A 15,308-nucleotide genomic window follows, 5' to 3' on the forward strand; every position below is an offset into this window, starting at 1 on the left:
TGGCCCCGCGCCGCCGCGCCTGCGGCATAGCTGATGGCAAAGGCGGTTTTGCCCATGCCCGGCCGAGCCGCGATCACCACCAGTTGGCCCGGGCGGAGAGCGCCAAGTGTCTCATCGGCTGGCGGGATGGCCCCGCACAGCACGCCCGGCCCGCTTGTGGCGCTGTTCTCGCGCATGGCCGCCAGCGCCTCGTCTGCCGACATTTCGCGCGCCTCGCGGCTTTCCTCTGGCAAAACAAGCGCTGCATCGGCGTGGGCCACGATCTCGGGCAGGGGTTGGGTCAGATCTGCGCAAGCCCCGGCGGCGTCGATCAGTCCTGCCCGCAGCGCCCGGCGGCGCGACAGGTCGGCAATCTGCTCGATCAGTGTGCCGGTGGCGATCAGCGTGTGACCGTCGCTGGCCAGCCGCATCAGGTAGGCCGTGCCGCCCAGCGCCTGCATCGCCGGATCATCCAAGAAATGGGGCTTGAGCGTGATGGGCGACACCGACCGGCCAAGCACGCTTTCGCGGGTGATGGCCTCAAAGATCCGCCCGTGCAGCGGTTCGATGAAGTCATGCCCGGTCAGGCGATCAGCGGCGGCCTCAATTGCGCCATTGTCCATCAGCAGCGTGCCCAGCAAGGCCGCTTCGGCCTCGATATTACCCAGCATGGGGGAGGGGGCTTCACTCATTGTCGCGCCCTTCCATTTTTGCCGCCAGAGATTGCATCACATGTTCGGCGGCAACGCCAAAGGGCACCGCGTCCCGCCCGAGGCCATATTCCGGCAGAACCCAGACGATGGCCTGCCTGCCGCTGGGATTGGTGCGTGTGTGGCCGGAGTCGACCACGGCGCGGGCGCTGACCAGTTCCGAGATGCGGGGTTGAATACCCCAGCGGTCATGGCCGGAGGCGTCGACGACTTCCAGCGCGGTCATGCCGCGCTCGCCCGCCTCATGGATCAGGCGATAGGCAAGGGCGCGTAGGCGGCCCGCTGCGGGGTCGATGGCGGCATATGCTGCGCGACTGGTGCGAGTGCGGCGATTACCCATGGTGCGCACCTCCGAAGGCCAGCGCAGCCACGATGGCAGCGGTTTCGAGGGGAAGGGCATATCGGCTTGCAACGTGTTGCGCGCGGAAAGCGGAGAGGGTAAAGGTATCGCAGGAAATGCCGCCACAGCTATTCCGCGAAGCCTCGCCCCCTTGGTGCGGGGCTTTGCTTTTCATGGCTCAAGCTGCTTGCTCGCTGGTGGAACGGATCAAGCGGCTCGCCACCCAGGCATCCAGATCGGTGCGGCGATATCGCACCGGGCCACGCGGGCCGGGGGAAAGCTTAGCGAACTGCGGGCCGCTGCCGGTCAGGCGGAAGCGCTCCAGTGTGGGGCAAGACAGGCCAAGGTATTCTGCGGCGCCTGCGGTATCGAGAATTTCCGGAGTCATAGGGCTACCTCGTTATGGTTGGTAGCCCTTTCAAATACTCACAAATATGGCCGCGTCCCTTGTCGACAGATATGACTAACTTACCGATAGTTCCTTGCTAATTGTCGGGAAGTGCGGCGATTACCGTTTCGGCATGCTTCGCCGCAATATCGTCCGAGAAATGCTTATCCTTGTCGGCCATGTAGCTGAGAAGCATCGTCTGGATTGCGGCCTTTCCGCCGCGCTTCAGGGGCCGCGTATAGCCAGCGGAAATACAATCTTGCGTCACCTTTGCGATTGCATGGGGCCAATCAGGATCGGGCGCGGGACCGGGACGCTTCCGCTGCTTTGTAACCTGTTCGGGCTTTTCCCTAACAGTTGGCGGAAATGCATTGAGCAATTCGGCACGGCAGACCTCAACGTGGCGCCAGCCGTCCCCGCGTCCGCTCAATGCCTGCTCTAGCACGTCCCCCTGGCACGCCAGCCCGGAGCCGCGCTCTAGCCCGCCGTAGAGGCTGTCAAAGCTCGCGAAGTCCCGCAATTGCGTATCGGAAAGATAATCAGTGTTCGCCTGCGCAGCCGCAGTATGATCGGAATAGTTTGCAACATACCGCCCGCGCACCCGAATCTTTCCGGCGCTGGCCTGATCGGAAAAACCGGCCATCGCAGTGCGCAACGCATTGGGCCAGCCGCCTTTTGCGAACGGGCCGAACTTGCATGACTCCATGAAGCTGAACTCATTGCAGCTCACCGAGACGGCAAAGGCGATCCACGTCAACGCCTGTGTAAGCTCGACAAACGGCCTGTCTGACGGCTCCCGATAGGAAAGCTGATCGGGCCGCACATCGTGGTCAAACGGGGCGGGGAGGGTCGGCAAACCACCAATGTCCGCAATGTCAGATCGGGTAAGCCATGCCTTCAGATCGTCACGCGAGACGAAACAGCGCCAATTGCCAAATTCCCCCAAGTCGTGCCCCTGCAATGGATTGAGCGGAAGCCAATTGAAGTTGAAGGCATTCTCTGCCGCGCTGCTATTCTCCCAAGCCCAGCCGGGAAGCGGATGGGAGCGGTCATCTTTCACCAGATGCGCAGTCAAATCGCCCGCCAGCAAGGCGCGGCGCATGATGAGTGACGTGCGGGCGGTGCGCCTGTGCCGATGCGTTGCGTTCTCGCACTCAGCATCGAACGGGTCGGCTGGGGGATCAATCCACGGGGCCGGTTCCTGCCCCGCCAGCCGCGTTCTCAGGATACGATGCAAGATGCGAACGGCCTTCGATATTCGCAGCCATTGCCTTTCGTCTCCGTCATGGGAGCGTGACTGCGATTTGCCGTTTTCCCGCGCGGGCTTTTTCGCAGAATCAATCCGCGCGGCGAATTTTGCCCAGTCGTCACACTTTACAAAAAGCGGCCTGCCATAGAGCCAGCCCCGATCATTCGGGGGACGATAGACGCCGGAAACAACCGTAGCGTGGTCAACTTCGACAATTGCGCCGGGAGCTACCAAACATTCCGGTTCTCCAATTGGAGCAACCCATATCGGCAGTTCCCCGGAACGCATGGCGCTAGCAATGTGCCTGTCCGCTTCCTCTATATTGGCTTGCCGCCTGAGCCAGTTCGCCCGCTGATCCTCCGGAACGGATCGTGCAAAATCCACCGTCCCGGGGGGCAGATTTGCGGGAGTAGGCCAGCCTTCCGAACGTTCCGCAAGATCAATTCTGCAATGCGATAGCTCATAGGAATCGGTGACGGCTGGACCGCGATGCTCGTCATCATAGCGCGGCTGGCTCGCAGACGCCGGATTATTGAATTGAAGGGGCGCGGGGATCACTACGCCCCGCTCGTCTTTTCGCACCATACCGCCTCCCTAGCGGCTCCCAAATTGAAGCGGGGAAGCGCGTGGGATGCGCGCTTGTCGGATGGCCGTCCTATCCCCGCCAAGAGGTTAGCGATGTGATGCAATCATTGCCAGCATCAGACTGTCCGCCACGGTCTCATGCTCGAGACTTTCCAGCAAGATGCCGGACATCTGCGAGTATGTTTGCGACATATTCTTGGGGAATATCGAACCCGTCATAGTCCTGAGCGATGATCTCGATTTTCTCGCTGAGGTCATTCAAATTGGCAACACGGTATGCCGCTAATGCATTGAAAGCGTCGGATCTGAGCCCGAAAGTTTGATGATACGCGGCTTTTGCCGGGCCGACGAATTGCTCGCGCAGTGCATCGCGCTTTGCCTTCCACTCCGCATGGTCGCGCTCGTAATCGGCCCATGCAGCTTTTTGCTCAGGTGCATTGCCGCTATCCCTGATCTCACGGAACGTTTTGTTCAGGATGTCGCTCACGTCCGCGGCTTCTGGCATTGTCGGCTTTGGTGGCAGCGACGTGCAGGCAGTTTCGAAGGCCTCGTCGGCATCATCTTCCAGATCGATGGTAGCAAACCATGCGTCATATTTTGTTCTAAAGTCAGCAACGAGCTTCGACCAGACGGGATCTGCTAAAATGTCAGTCGGACCCCCAAGCAGGCGATCAAGTTCGGACAAGATTGCGTCAAAGGTTTCCGGGGCGGTTTCAAACGTCTCGCTCATCCGGCGATGGAAGCGGATCTTCCATCGAAAGGCATCCATATGGGGAGATGGCATTTCCATCAACGCGTCTTCCAGATTGCACCGGATGCTCTGCAACCTTTCCATTTCCTTGTTTACTTCATTGGGCACATACTCGTTCGGAAATTTCTCCATCAAAGCTTGGCGTTTTTCGCATGCCTCGCGGCCCCATCCGTGGATACCCACTAGCTCCTCAAATTTGTCTTGGCGCTTCTGAGCAGGGGACCACATGGAGGTGTCATAGACATCCTCGGCGGCCTTCGCGACTTCATATACCGTGAAGATTTGATCCCAACCTATCGGCCCGGCATCGGCCAAGGCTGGTACGAATGCGTGCGTCATGTCCATGTTTTGCGATCCCTCTTGATCGAGGGCAGGCGCGCTCGACGGCGGCGCATTGCCATCTAGTTCGCTAAGCTTTTCCAAAGAGATAGCGTTCAGATCTGGTTGCTTGCCAGTTTCTTGTTGGATCTGGATAAAACCGGCGCGTGCGCGGATATGCGCTATCACCTCGGCGCGCTGCCGATCGGTCAATTCGCGCAGCATCGCATGTGCAGGGCTCTGGCCCGGTGCCACGCCTTCGCATGCAAGGCAGAAACTCGTTTGGCTTTCTGTGGCCAGATAGCTGCCGCCCATTGATTCAAAACGGGACAGCCAAACGGCAACGTCGAAGGTAGCCGCAGGCGCGGCAGGCGTGTTAGGGGCATTGTCAGCCATGATCGTCTCTCCTTAAGACGGTTTGTGGTCAGGGCCGGTCGGGAAGGTAGGATGTCCCGGCTGGCCCGCTTGTATCGCGCGCTGCCTAATGCAACCCGCGAATCTCGTTCCGCGCGGCCTCGACAATGAAGGCGCTGCGGGTCAGTTTGCGCATGCTGGCGGCGGTGTCGATGGCCTCCAGAATGCCCTTGTCCAGTGACAGGTTCACGCGCACGGATCGCCCGGCGCTGGTCAGCAGGGGCACGGCCAGCAGAAAGGCCCCAGCCGCCAATTCTTCCGCAACTTCGGTGGTGATGGCATCGAGGGCGCGCGGTTCCACCATCGGTTCATCCTCGAACCACAGTTCCAGCGCCTCGCAGGCGTTGGGCAACACATCCGCCAGATCATCCGCCGCCGAAAAACAGCCCGGCAGATCGGGGAAGGTGACGCCATAGGCGCTGTCTGCGTCCTTATGCACCAGTGCGAAAAAGGTCTTCATGGTTCCTGCCTTTCCGGCTGGCATCACAGCCACCCGGCGAATTTTGCGATGTTGCGGGCTGTGCCCAAAGGCAAATCCCGCTTGGGGTGGGGAACGATGATGATCCTATCGTCCTTGCGAAACTTGTGATGCGATCCGCGTGTGGAAACCAGTTCCCAGCCTTCGCTTTCAAGCCTCCGGATGATCCGTCTGCTGTCTCGTTCCATGTGTAGTGTTCTACATGCTAGAGGGATGGAGGACAAGGAATGTTGTGTAGAAAACTACACACTCCCTGCTGATTGCTTGGCGCTGCCGATGGGCACCACGTTCGTTTCCTCGGCTGGCGTCACGATAGCTGCGATATGGCGCGCCCATGCTTCCAGCGCGGTGCGCTTCTCTTCGGCCCAATCGTGGCGCTGATAGATACCTGCCACGCCTGACTTAGCGCCCGACACGTGGTTCAGCACCGCCTCGGTTACCTCGAAGCGCGTGCCAAGGCGCTGCAATCCAGTCGCGAGAGTGCGGCGCAGGTCATGCACACGCCAGGGCGATAAAGCGCCTTCCTCCTGCCGAACCTTAAGCACCTCGTCATCAAGATGGCGGCGGGCACGGGAATAGCATGTCAGGGGCAAAACGCCGCGGATAGACAGGACATGGCCCGTCTTCGGCCAGCGCTTGGCGTCCGGCTGATCTTCTTCGGCCTTGATCTGGAGGGACAGTGCCAGCCGATCCAGTTCCTCAATCACCACAGGCGCCAGCGGTACGATATGGGCCACGCCATTTTTGGCCTTGTTGGCGGGGATGATCCATGTCGCCGATGCCCGGTCCAGTTCGGCCCAAGCCATGGCAGCAACTTCCTCCCGGCGCTGGCCTGTCAGCATCAGCAACCGGAAATAGGCGCCGAAGGGATTGCGCAATTTTCCCGCCGCCTGCCAGATCGTGACCAGTTCATCATCGGTCAGGACGCGGTTGCGCGCCTCCGGTGCCGTGGGCTTGACCATCAGGCGTACAGGGTTGTCGCTGATCTCGCCGCGCTCCATCGCCCAGCGAAACAGCACCGACGCATAGGCATAGACGGCAAGGCGGCCTGCCCGATGCTTGATTGGCACGGCGTCGATAATGGGTTGCAGGTCCGCGCGCGTGATGTGGGGTAGAGGCTTGCCTTTGAGCGCCGGGGTCAGGTGTGTGTCGATGATGTAGCGGGCTTGCTCGACCGTGCGGGGGCGGCGGCCCTTTTCAAGCTCGTAATGTTCCAGCCAGCGGGCCGCGACATTCTCGAAGGCCAAATCACCTTCAAGCCGAGCCCGCTCTTCAGCCTTGCGTTTCGCCTCATCTTTGGCGGTGACCGCATCCAGTTCCGATTGTCGAGGGTCGATTCCCTGCTCAACCATCGCGGCCAGTTCCTTGGCGCGGGCGCGGGCCTGATCGGGCGTCAGGCTGCCATGTTTGCCGATGGTGTATTTGCGCGGCGCAGTCCTGTCGGCCTGACCGGGGCGGGCGAGGCGATACTGGTAGAGATAAACCTTGCTGCCAGCCGGAGTCACTTTCAGGCCAAAGCCTTTGACGGTTTCTTTCCCGCCATCGTCCCACACCACATACTCGGCAGCGGCAGGCTTTGCCGCGTCTACGGTGCGTTTGGTGATCGGTGCCTTGGCCATGTCTGATGCTTTCTTGCCTCCTAGGCATCAGATAGGCATCAGATCAATTCAAAGCAAGGATGATTTGTGATGGCATGAGATTATGGAAATGCGCTGAATCATTGGGTTTGTGATTTTGTGGGCGCGAGCGTCAGTCATAAAACCTCAAATTCCTAATCTGAGGAACATGGGTTCGAATCCCGTCGGGTGCACCAATTTTTTCAGATGCTTAGTGGTCGGCTTTGGGCCCATCGCATTGCCTGATTTTACCCTAGCAATCACATGGCAAGCACGGCGCGCAATTTCGCGGAGTTGGGGTGATTCGACCGCAACTGCACGGTATGACGATCAGCTTTCAGAATGGCTTCGGCATCAAGGCCGATACGCTGTTGCGGATGCAGGCGGCCTGTGAACTTGCTCAGGTGCGTGCACATGAGAACGAGATTGGTGCGCGCGGCTTAACGACTGCGCTTGCCGCCTCGAAGCCAGCTAACGCAGGTTAACAGCACCTGTCCGCATGCTTCATCCCATCGGCAGGATTGCCCTGCTAAGCCGAAGGTCCCCGCTCATGGCTACCAATTCGGGGCGGGGGCGCGTCGACTGGTGTTTGGGGCTCTGGGCACCAGTCGGCGCGTTACTCTTTTCCGTACCTGCCCGTCCCGGCCTCACTAACTCGGCCAGCTTATTCATCCGTCGCCTCTTTCAAATCCTTTTGCGCCTGCTCCACATCCTCTCCCGCCTCGACCGCGTTGGGCATTACGTCGCGCCAGTCCTCTGTCTTGAAGCGCTCCAGTTGCTCTTGCAGGTTGTCGCTGGCGGTTTCGAGTGCGTGTGCCTTTTCCCGGATGGTCGCAAGCTGCGCTTGCAGATCTGCATTCTCTTGGCGCAGTTGATCGATTTCAGATTTATCGGACTCGGAATTACCGCATGCTGTGAGTAATAGCAGAGCACTCAACATAACTGTCTTCATCACATTCCTCTTTAGTCTATATGATGGTGACAGCTTGTTGCTATTTTACTTGTCGGGCTGGGAATTGTAAGGCTGGATGAGAAAGCGCGGGCCATTTGGATGCCTTCGCGCGCCGCTTTGCGCGTCCAAGCACCGCTCGCTTCCCGGGCGATGAAGGTGTGGACTTCCCGCGTTGCAGGGGCGGCCAGATCAGCGCAAAACCGCCATGATTCCCCATGGGAAACAGCTTTTTAGAGCATGCGATGGCCGCACTCAGGTCAAGATCGCCGCCTTCAAAATGGACGCACTGCGGGATGGTGGCGGCGCAGCCCTGATTTGCGGTGCGGCCAGTCTCGGTGATGGGGCGGCTGGGGGCTAATGTTAATCGCCCAGCCAGTCGGCTGTGATCTGGCCCCTATGCCCCTCCGGCGCCAGCGCGGCGCGCAGGGCTTCCAGCACAGGCGACAGCGCCTGCGTGAAGGCGTAGGGCGGGTTGACGATGAAAAGGCCCGCGCCGTTATAGATGCCGGGCTGATCGCTGTCGTACAGCCAATGCTCCACGCTCAGAAATTTCGGAATGCCCAGCCTGCGCAACTTGTGCTTCCACTGCGCATGGGTGGGGCGCTCCTTCAGCGGATACCAGATCACCGTCACGCCATGCGCCCATTTGCGGTGAGCGGCGGCCAGAGTAGCCGTGATACGGGCGCGTTCGTCCGTCTGCTCATACGGCGGGTCGACCACCACCACGCCGCGGGACGTTCGGGGCGGCACCATCGCCAGCCAAAGCTCGTAAGCGTCGCGTTCGTGCACGGCGGCTTGGGTGTCGCGCATCACGCCGCGCAGGGCATAGGCGTCTTCGGGATGTTTTTCGTTGAGGATCAGGAGATCCTGCGGGCGCAGAAGTTGCGCCAGAAACCGGGGCGAGCCGGGGTAGAGACGCGGCTCATCCCCGACATTCACCGCCCGTACGGCGGCGCGGTAGTCGTCGAGCAACGGGTTCTTGTCGGCAAAGGCCCGCATCACGCCCTGCGTGGACTCGCCGGTGCGCTGAGCCTGATCTCCCTGAAGGTCGTACAGCCCGCAGCCGGCATGGGTGTCGATCAGGGTCAGCCCGCCCTCTTTTTGCTGCAAGGCCCGCACGAGGGCGATCAGCAGGCTGTGCTTCACAACATCGGCGCTATTGCCGGCATGGAAGGAATGGCGATAATTCATTGTGAATCAATATCCTGATGATCCGACTATAGACGCGCTGCCGGTGGCGCAAGCTGGGCACGACGCGACTGAAGCAGCGAATCCGGCGCTCATATAGAGTCGGGCGGAAACCTTCAAAGCACTTCTGCGTCAGACCTCATCGGCGGACGGGCGCGCCACATGACAGCGCCAGCCTGTTCCCGTCACAGGAAGGGCAAGCCTCAGACCTTCCTCGATCAGGGAATACGCCCGGAAAATCTTGCCCCTTTCACCAAGCGTCATTTGGAAACAGAAGCTTCCGGCATCCACCCGCGCAGGGCAGGCGCCAGAGGACCACCCAGCAGGCGCACCCGCCCGGCCATGGCCTTGATGACAATCTCGCGTGACATGGCTTGTTTTCTGACTCGGCCGGATGGGCCAAAGGCCATCGTGCGTTGCAGCCAGGTCATGATGTCGCCTGCCGGCGGGGCTGTCATGACCCTTTGCGCTATTTCCGCCGCCAGAAGATCAGGATCGCGCGTACAGGAGATGCCCTTTAAGCGCGCGTCTTCGACAGCGGAAAAGGTCGAAGTCTGGCCGGGCTGGTCCTTTATTCGAGCGAACAGTGCGAGAGCCTCTTCCTTGCGGCCCAGGCCATAAAGGGCGCAGGCTCTCATGGCGGGAAAGTAGGCCATGGAGCCGGGCAGTTGCTCGTAGCTCGGGAAGAGGCCGGGGGACAATTTCTTGAAGGCTTCTGTTGCCTCATCCAGGGCCGCCAGCGCTTCTTCGTAGCGCCCCGATATTGCGAGCAATTCCACCAGCGTCATCTTTTCATTGATCTGAAAAGGGGTGGGGCGGGTTTGCTCCTTGATTGATTTTTGCAGTCCTTCGATTGCCTGATCCGAGGTGCCGTCGCGAAACAGCAGACCGGCAATGCGACTGTTGAGGCTGCTGCGCATGTAATCGGCCGGAGAACCGCTTGGCAAAGAGGCCAAACGCTCTTTTGCAAAGGCCGCGGCCTCGTCGATGTGGCCAACATCGGTCAGGAGTTCGACATATTGCAGGGTGGCGCGGTTGTCGCCGCCAATACCTTGCTGCTGCCGATTTGCGGCGGGCAAGGATTTTGCAATTCCGTCTGCGGCTTCTTTTGCCCTGGCCAATGCCCGATCGTGCAGGACATGCAGATCATCGCCCGCCCAATTCAGCAAAGCAGGCCATGTAAAAGCGAGGCGCTCATCCGCCAGCACCGCCAGCGCGTCCTCGGGCGTGGCGATCAGGCGCAGGCGCCGGGTCGTGCCGCCCAACTCATGAGAGACCAGTTCCGCCCGGTCTTCGCGGATGATCAGCTCCACCTTGCCCCAACCGCCCGGCCAGATCATTTCGACCGGCTCGGCGCCAACCTTGGCCGCCGCGGGCAAGGGTGCGGCCATAGCCGAAACCACCAGCGGCAGAATAAGAAGGCCACCGATTTTTGTTTTAATTTTCATCCGGAACAAGGCTTTCAGCTCATCTCTCCTGGATCAGCGTTAGAACAGCTAGGCCAAAAAACGCCAAGTGCTTTCGGCGAGGGGTAATCCATGATGGTCCAGACATTGGCGGCAATGCGGCAACCGCTTTCCCGAGATCGGGCGGAGACAGATCGTTATCGGGCGCCCGGGATCTGCGCCGGCAAAGCTGATCTGCAACGTGCCCAAGACTATGTTGTTTGCCCTTGCCCGGATTACTCAACTAAATGTGTAGAGATAATCCAGGCACAATCAGGGGGCCGCATGAATTTCCAGCAATTGCGCTATGTGCGGGCCGCCTTGCACAATGACCTCAATCTGACCGAGGTGGCCAATCAGCTCTTCACCTCGCAATCGGGGGTCAGCAAGCAGATCCGCGATCTGGAGGCGGAATTGGGCATCGACATCTTTGTGCGCCGGGGCAAAAGGCTGGTGGGCCTGACCAAGGCAGGCGGGCATGTGGCCGAGGTGGTCGATCGCCTGCTGCACGAGGCGGATAATCTGAAACGCCTGTCGGCCCAGTTCGTTGCGCAGGACAAGGGGCGGCTGACGATTGCGGCGACGCATAATCAGGCCTCCTATGTGCTGCCCCCGGTGCTTTTGCGCTTTGCCCGCGAATTTCCCGATGTCGAGGTGGAAATCCGCCAGGGCACGCCGCGCTATGTCTCGGACATGCTGCTGCGCGGTGAGGCTGATCTTGGGCTGGCGACACAGGCGCTCGATCAGGTTTCGGACCTGTCCACCTTCACCTGTTTCGATTGGGATCATGTGGTGATCGTGCCCGATGGCCATCCGCTTGCGCGCCTGCCTGCGCCCGCTCTGGCCGATATCGCCAGGTTTCCGCTGATTACCTACAGCCGTGATTTCGCGGGCGGTTCGGCGGTCGTTGATGCGTTTGAGGCGGCGGGGCTGAAGCCCGATCTGCGGCTGACGGCGATGGATGCCGATGTTATCAAGACCTATGTGCGCCTTGGCATGGGGGTGGGCATTGTTGCGCAAATGGCGATGATTAATGGACAAAGCGACGGTTTGAAGATCCTGCCGCAATCGCACCGCCTGTTTCCGCGTTCCAGCACCAAGGTCGCGCTGCTTAAGGGTTCGCTGCTGCGCAACTATGCCTATAGTCTGGTGCGGATGCTGGCGCCCCATGTGCCGCAAAAGGTGCTGACAGGTGCGCGGCCGATGCCGATTCCGGCTCAGCGTCTGGCCAGCTTTGCCGAACGTTCGGACCTGCATTTCGAATGGGGCAATGCGCCCCATCCCGTTGCTGCCTAGGGCCAGTTGGCCAGCGGATCGGTTTCAATCGAAATGCTGGGCGTGCCTTGCCGCACCACGCTGCGCGGGGCGACCGAGCGCGTGAGCCAGACATTGCCGCCAATCGCGCTCCCCGCGCCAATCGTGATGCGGCCAAGGATCGTCGCGCCCGCATAGATCACCACATCATCCTCGATCACCGGATGGCGCGGGGTGTTGATCAGATGGCCATTGTCATCCGAGGCAAAGCTGCGTGCGCCCAGCGTGACGGCCTGATAGAGCCGCACGCGCTTACCGATGATTGCGGTCTGGCCGATGACGACGCCGGTGCCATGGTCGATGAAAAAGCTCTCGTCGATGGTGGCGCCGGGGTGGATGTCGATGCCGGTGCGCGAATGGGCGATCTCGGTGATGATCCGCGCGACCAGCGGCGCGCCATGGGCGTAGAGCACATGGGCAATGCGATAATGCAGCATCGCGGTCAGGGAAGGGTAGCAGAGCAGCACCTCATCCACCGTGCGCGCGGCCGGATCGCCGGCAAAGGCGGCCTCCAGATCGGTGTCGAGCAACCGCCGCACATCGGGCAGGTTGTCGGCCAGCGCGGCGACGATGGCATTGGCCTGCGCGTGGATTTCGGCCTCATTCTGGGCGCGGCCCGCGTGCAATTCCATACGGACCTGCGCCGCCAGATCGGGCAGCGCTCGGCGCAGCGAGGCGATGACAAACGCATCCTCTGTGTCCAGCGTCAACCCGCGTGGGCCAAGCCGCATAGGAAACAGCGCCGAGGCCAGATTGTCCAGAATCTGCCCCAGCGCCAGGCGCGAGGGGAAACCATGCGCGCCATAGGCCGAATCATGATCCTGCGACAATCGCCACTGATGCCGCCGCCCGCGCAAAGCGTCCGCCAGCGCGGGCAGATCCACCAGCGGCGGTTCAAAGCCCGAGGCGTTGCCAGAATTCTGATGCGCTGATGGATTGTTTTGCGTCATGAGATGATCCGGTAGGCCGCCATGAGGGATGCGGCAAGGGCGTACCTGCCAAATGGCGGAGAGGGACGGGGCGGGGGCGGGATACGGCAATCGGCATTTCACATCGTCCTGTCTGTGCAACAAAGCACGAGACAAGGAGCGGGAAACGCGCCGTCAGCCTCGTGCCGCTTTAGCCTTTGGTGACGCGGAGCAAGCTGACACGGGAGATCAAAAGCCGCGGCCCGGCGGGGGAGGGAGGGAAGAACCCCGCCGGACGTCAAAAGCTCTACTGAATGAGTTGAGATTTATCCAGCAACGCTTGTTTGGCGCGGGATAAGAAAAACTTGGGGGCCAAGAAAAAAGGGGCGCCCGGTTGGACGCCCCTCCTCGCTGGTGTTTCGGATGCCGCGCGTCAGACCTCGACGCTGGTCTGGAGGCAGGCGGCACTGCTGCCCCCTGCGTAAACCCGATAAGCCCCGCGTTCGAGCCGCCATTCGCGACCCGCGCGCCAGCGCATCGTGTCCAGCGCCACGGTAAAGCGCGCAATGGCCGTTTCCCCCGGCGCCAGCGACAGGCGGGCAAAGCCACGCAATTGCTTGACCGCGCGCTCGGCATCGACGCCCGGCGCGCCGATATAGCATTGCACCACCTCGTCGGCGGCCACATCGCCGGTGTTGCGCACGGCGACCGACACTTCGATGGCCTCGCCCGCCACGCGAGCGTTCAGCGCGCTATAGGCAAAGGTGGCATAGGACAGGCCATGACCGAAGGCATAGCGCGGGGCAATGCCTTCACGCTCCAGCTTGGTATAGCCATGCCAGAGGTCATAGGTGATCTCTTCCGCATCGCGGTCGAAGAAGGGGTAATGCGCCGCATCGCGCGCCACGGTAAAGGGCAGCTTGCCCGAGGGGCACACATCGCCAAACAGCACTTCGGCCAATGCGGTGCCGCCCTCCATACCGGCGTAAAAGCTCATCAGGATGGCGTTCACATCGCCGCGCCATTCCTCGACCAGCACCGCCGAACCGGCCACGATGGCCACCACCACCGGCTTGCCGCTGGCCGCCGCCGCCTTGATCAGCGCGACCTGCGCCTCCGGCAGGGTCAGGCCCACGCGGTCGCCGCCGATGGGGGTGGGCGAAAGGCTGGGGCCGCGCGGCTTCTTGTCGGCGCCAAGGGCGATGTCGCCAAGGATATATTCGCCCTCTTCCTTGGCCGTATAGCCCGCCACAACCAGCACCGCATCGGCAGCTTCGGCTGCGGCGCGTGCGGCGTCCAGATCGCTCTCATCGGCGTGGAGAACGGCTTCCTCGCCCAGCATCCGGCGTAGCCCTTCGAGCGGCGTGACGACATAGGGCGGACGCACGCGGCTCGATCCATTGTCGCCGGTGTTTTCCAGCGCGGCCAGCGCGCCCAGCACCGCCAGCTTCTTCACCCGGTCGCGGCGCAGCGGCAGAACGCCGTCATTTTCCAGCAGCACCGCACATTTGCGCGCCGCCTCCAACGCCAAAGCGCGATGGGCGTCACACGCGATCAGCTCCTTGCCATAGGCGGGTAGCGGATCTTCGCGCCGGGCGAATGCCAATTGCGTGGTCAGGATACGGCGGCATGCCCGGTCCACGACATAGGGTTCGACCAGACCTTCCTCGACCGCCGTGACCAGCTTTTCGCCAAACACCAAGGGTTCGGGATTTTCGATATCCAGCCCCGCCGAGGCGCCATAGACCTTGTAAACCCCGCGCACCCAGTCGGAATGGACAAAGCCCTCAAACTTCCACTCGTCGCGCAGGATCTCGGTCAGCAGCACGCGGTCCTGACCGCAATATTCGCCGTTCACCTTGTTATACGAGGTCATCACGCTGGCGATGCCCGCATCAAGGCAATGTTTGAAATGGGGCAGATAGACTTCGTGCAGCGCGCGTTCGTCGGCCAGAACGTTCACCTTGAAACGCGCATTTTCCATGGAATTCAGCGCGAAATGCTTGACCGTGGCGATGATATTGTGGGTCTGGATACCTGTGCCCATCGCCGCGCCCATGACGCCCAGATGCCAGGGGTCCTCGCCATAGGTTTCCTGCGCGCGGCCCCATGCCGGATGGCGCAGCAGGTTGATGCAGACCGCGCCGGAGAAATTGCAGTCCTGCGCGCGCCCCTCGATCCCCATCGCTTCGCCGACTCGCAGTTCGAGATCAGCGTCGAACGTGGCCCCGCGCGCCATGGTGCAGGGAAAGCAGGTGGAATTGCCGCGCGTGACCCCGCGCGGGCCATCGGTGAACCACAAAGGCGAAAGGCCCAGTCGCGCATTGCCGCCACCGGCGCGATAGGGGCGGGCGCCCCATACGCGATTGTCTTCCTGCAAAGCGGTGAAAAACCCTTGCCCCGACATCATTTCGACCTTCTCGGCCAGCGTCATCCGGGCAAGCAAGCCTTCGACCTCGGCCGCGACAGTCTGCTGGGCTTCAGTAGATTGCGGGGGCAGGGTAGGGGCGGTCATGCGCAGTGGTCCTCTCGGGTCATATTGGGGCGGAATTTGGCATTGCTGTATGAATACCGCTAAACCTGCGCTAGCCCATGCCGCCAAATTTGTCGAGAGGTGAGGGTATTTCGCAAAATATGAGGGATTTCCGAGGTTCCTTGGCAACAGGTCTGCGG

The 15,308-nt window shown here is 61.2% G+C and carries 15 protein-coding genes; 2 read left to right on the forward strand and 13 right to left on the reverse strand.

What is annotated here, in order from left to right; genetic code table 11:
• From FHW92_RS24610 to FHW92_RS24645, 8 genes are all read right to left on the reverse strand, one after another.
• Positions 1-671: DnaB-like helicase N-terminal domain-containing protein (locus FHW92_RS24610; RefSeq protein ID WP_282599828.1), on the reverse strand; the 671-nt coding region annotated here is incomplete at its 3' end.
• The gene (locus tag FHW92_RS24615) at positions 664-1,029 is read right to left on the reverse strand and encodes a hypothetical protein (protein ID WP_168605942.1); all 366 of its coding nucleotides are present in this window, start codon (positions 1,027-1,029) and stop codon (positions 664-666) included. The genes FHW92_RS24615 and FHW92_RS24610, both read right to left, overlap by 8 nt.
• Before the next feature lie 178 nt (positions 1,030-1,207).
• Positions 1,208-1,417 carry a helix-turn-helix domain-containing protein gene (locus tag FHW92_RS24620; protein WP_168605943.1) on the reverse strand — a complete coding sequence of 70 codons (210 nt, stop codon included), beginning with the start codon at positions 1,415-1,417 and terminating at the stop codon, positions 1,208-1,210.
• Between the two features lie 97 nt (positions 1,418-1,514).
• Entirely contained in the window at positions 1,515-3,251 is a 1,737-nt protein-coding gene (locus FHW92_RS24625; protein ID WP_168605944.1) for a hypothetical protein, read from the reverse strand.
• Positions 3,252-3,387: 136 nt separating this feature from the next.
• Entirely contained in the window at positions 3,388-4,716 is a 1,329-nt protein-coding gene (locus tag FHW92_RS24630) for a hypothetical protein (RefSeq protein ID WP_168605945.1), read from the reverse strand.
• Positions 4,717-4,801: 85 nt separating this feature from the next.
• Positions 4,802-5,194 carry a type II toxin-antitoxin system HicB family antitoxin gene (locus FHW92_RS24635; protein ID WP_168605858.1) on the reverse strand — a complete coding sequence of 131 codons (393 nt, stop codon included), beginning with the start codon at positions 5,192-5,194 and terminating at the stop codon, positions 4,802-4,804.
• A gap of 23 nt (positions 5,195-5,217) precedes the next feature.
• Positions 5,218-5,400 (reverse strand): type II toxin-antitoxin system HicA family toxin, encoded by a 183-nt coding sequence (locus FHW92_RS24640; RefSeq protein ID WP_168605859.1) that lies wholly within the window; start codon positions 5,398-5,400, stop codon positions 5,218-5,220.
• A 54-nt stretch (positions 5,401-5,454) separates the two neighbouring features.
• Positions 5,455-6,831: a site-specific integrase gene (locus FHW92_RS24645; RefSeq protein WP_168605946.1), complete on the reverse strand. Its 1,377-nt coding sequence runs from the start codon at positions 6,829-6,831 to the stop codon at positions 5,455-5,457.
• A 320-nt stretch (positions 6,832-7,151) separates the two neighbouring features.
• Here FHW92_RS24645 and FHW92_RS24650 point away from each other — a divergent pair, with 320 nt between their 5' ends.
• Positions 7,152-7,313: a plasmid maintenance system antidote protein gene (locus FHW92_RS24650; protein WP_168605947.1), complete on the forward strand. Its 162-nt coding sequence runs from the start codon at positions 7,152-7,154 to the stop codon at positions 7,311-7,313.
• A 179-nt stretch (positions 7,314-7,492) separates the two neighbouring features.
• Here the strand turns inward: FHW92_RS24650 and FHW92_RS24655 are convergent, their stop codons facing one another.
• The 3 genes from FHW92_RS24655 to FHW92_RS24665 form a co-directional block, all read right to left on the reverse strand.
• Positions 7,493-7,780: a hypothetical protein gene (locus FHW92_RS24655; RefSeq protein WP_168605948.1), complete on the reverse strand. Its 288-nt coding sequence runs from the start codon at positions 7,778-7,780 to the stop codon at positions 7,493-7,495.
• A gap of 360 nt (positions 7,781-8,140) precedes the next feature.
• Positions 8,141-8,971, reverse strand: a complete 831-nt coding sequence (rlmJ, locus tag FHW92_RS24660) for a 23S rRNA (adenine(2030)-N(6))-methyltransferase RlmJ (protein ID WP_168605949.1) — start codon at positions 8,969-8,971, stop codon at positions 8,141-8,143.
• A 257-nt stretch (positions 8,972-9,228) separates the two neighbouring features.
• The gene (locus tag FHW92_RS24665; protein WP_168605950.1) at positions 9,229-10,425 is read right to left on the reverse strand and encodes a hypothetical protein; all 1,197 of its coding nucleotides are present in this window, start codon (positions 10,423-10,425) and stop codon (positions 9,229-9,231) included.
• A 273-nt stretch (positions 10,426-10,698) separates the two neighbouring features.
• Between FHW92_RS24665 and FHW92_RS24670 the strand changes: the two genes are divergently transcribed.
• Positions 10,699-11,709, forward strand: coding sequence for a LysR substrate-binding domain-containing protein (locus FHW92_RS24670; protein WP_168605951.1), 1,011 nt, complete (start codon positions 10,699-10,701; stop codon positions 11,707-11,709).
• Here the strand turns inward: FHW92_RS24670 and epsC are convergent.
• Positions 11,706-12,677 carry a serine O-acetyltransferase EpsC gene (gene epsC, locus FHW92_RS24675; RefSeq protein WP_168605952.1) on the reverse strand — a complete coding sequence of 324 codons (972 nt, stop codon included), beginning with the start codon at positions 12,675-12,677 and terminating at the stop codon, positions 11,706-11,708. The two genes, FHW92_RS24670 and epsC, sit on opposite strands and share 4 nt — an antisense overlap.
• A 391-nt stretch (positions 12,678-13,068) precedes the next feature.
• Complete coding sequence (locus FHW92_RS24680; RefSeq protein WP_168605953.1) at positions 13,069-15,150, reverse strand: glycoside hydrolase family 3 C-terminal domain-containing protein; 2,082 nt, start codon at positions 15,148-15,150, stop codon at positions 13,069-13,071.
• Positions 15,151-15,308 lie beyond the last annotated feature (158 nt).

Origin of the sequence: Novosphingobium sp. SG707, from assembly GCF_012275515.1 — a bacterium.
GTDB lineage: Bacteria > Pseudomonadota > Alphaproteobacteria > Sphingomonadales > Sphingomonadaceae > Novosphingobium.

Excerpts from the sequence above, each read along its gene's own strand:
- FHW92_RS24615 (WP_168605942.1), bottom strand. The coding sequence starts at position 1,029 with ATGGGTAATCGCCGCACTCGCACCAGTCGCGCAGCATATGCCGCCATC.
- FHW92_RS24620 (WP_168605943.1), bottom strand. The coding sequence starts at position 1,417 with ATGACTCCGGAAATTCTCGATACCGCAGGCGCCGCAGAATACCTTGGC.
- FHW92_RS24625 (WP_168605944.1), bottom strand. The coding sequence starts at position 3,251 with ATGGTGCGAAAAGACGAGCGGGGCGTAGTGATCCCCGCGCCCCTTCAA.
- FHW92_RS24630 (WP_168605945.1), bottom strand. The coding sequence starts at position 4,716 with ATGGCTGACAATGCCCCTAACACGCCTGCCGCGCCTGCGGCTACCTTC.
- FHW92_RS24635 (WP_168605858.1), bottom strand. The coding sequence starts at position 5,194 with ATGAAGACCTTTTTCGCACTGGTGCATAAGGACGCAGACAGCGCCTAT.
- FHW92_RS24640 (WP_168605859.1), bottom strand. The coding sequence starts at position 5,400 with ATGGAACGAGACAGCAGACGGATCATCCGGAGGCTTGAAAGCGAAGGC.
- FHW92_RS24645 (WP_168605946.1), bottom strand. The coding sequence starts at position 6,831 with ATGGCCAAGGCACCGATCACCAAACGCACCGTAGACGCGGCAAAGCCT.
- FHW92_RS24650 (WP_168605947.1), top strand. The coding sequence starts at position 7,152 with ATGACGATCAGCTTTCAGAATGGCTTCGGCATCAAGGCCGATACGCTG.
- FHW92_RS24655 (WP_168605948.1), bottom strand. The coding sequence starts at position 7,780 with ATGAAGACAGTTATGTTGAGTGCTCTGCTATTACTCACAGCATGCGGT.
- rlmJ (WP_168605949.1), bottom strand. The coding sequence starts at position 8,971 with ATGAATTATCGCCATTCCTTCCATGCCGGCAATAGCGCCGATGTTGTG.
- FHW92_RS24670 (WP_168605951.1), top strand. The coding sequence starts at position 10,699 with ATGAATTTCCAGCAATTGCGCTATGTGCGGGCCGCCTTGCACAATGAC.
- epsC (WP_168605952.1), bottom strand. The coding sequence starts at position 12,677 with ATGACGCAAAACAATCCATCAGCGCATCAGAATTCTGGCAACGCCTCG.
- FHW92_RS24680 (WP_168605953.1), bottom strand. The coding sequence starts at position 15,150 with ATGACCGCCCCTACCCTGCCCCCGCAATCTACTGAAGCCCAGCAGACT.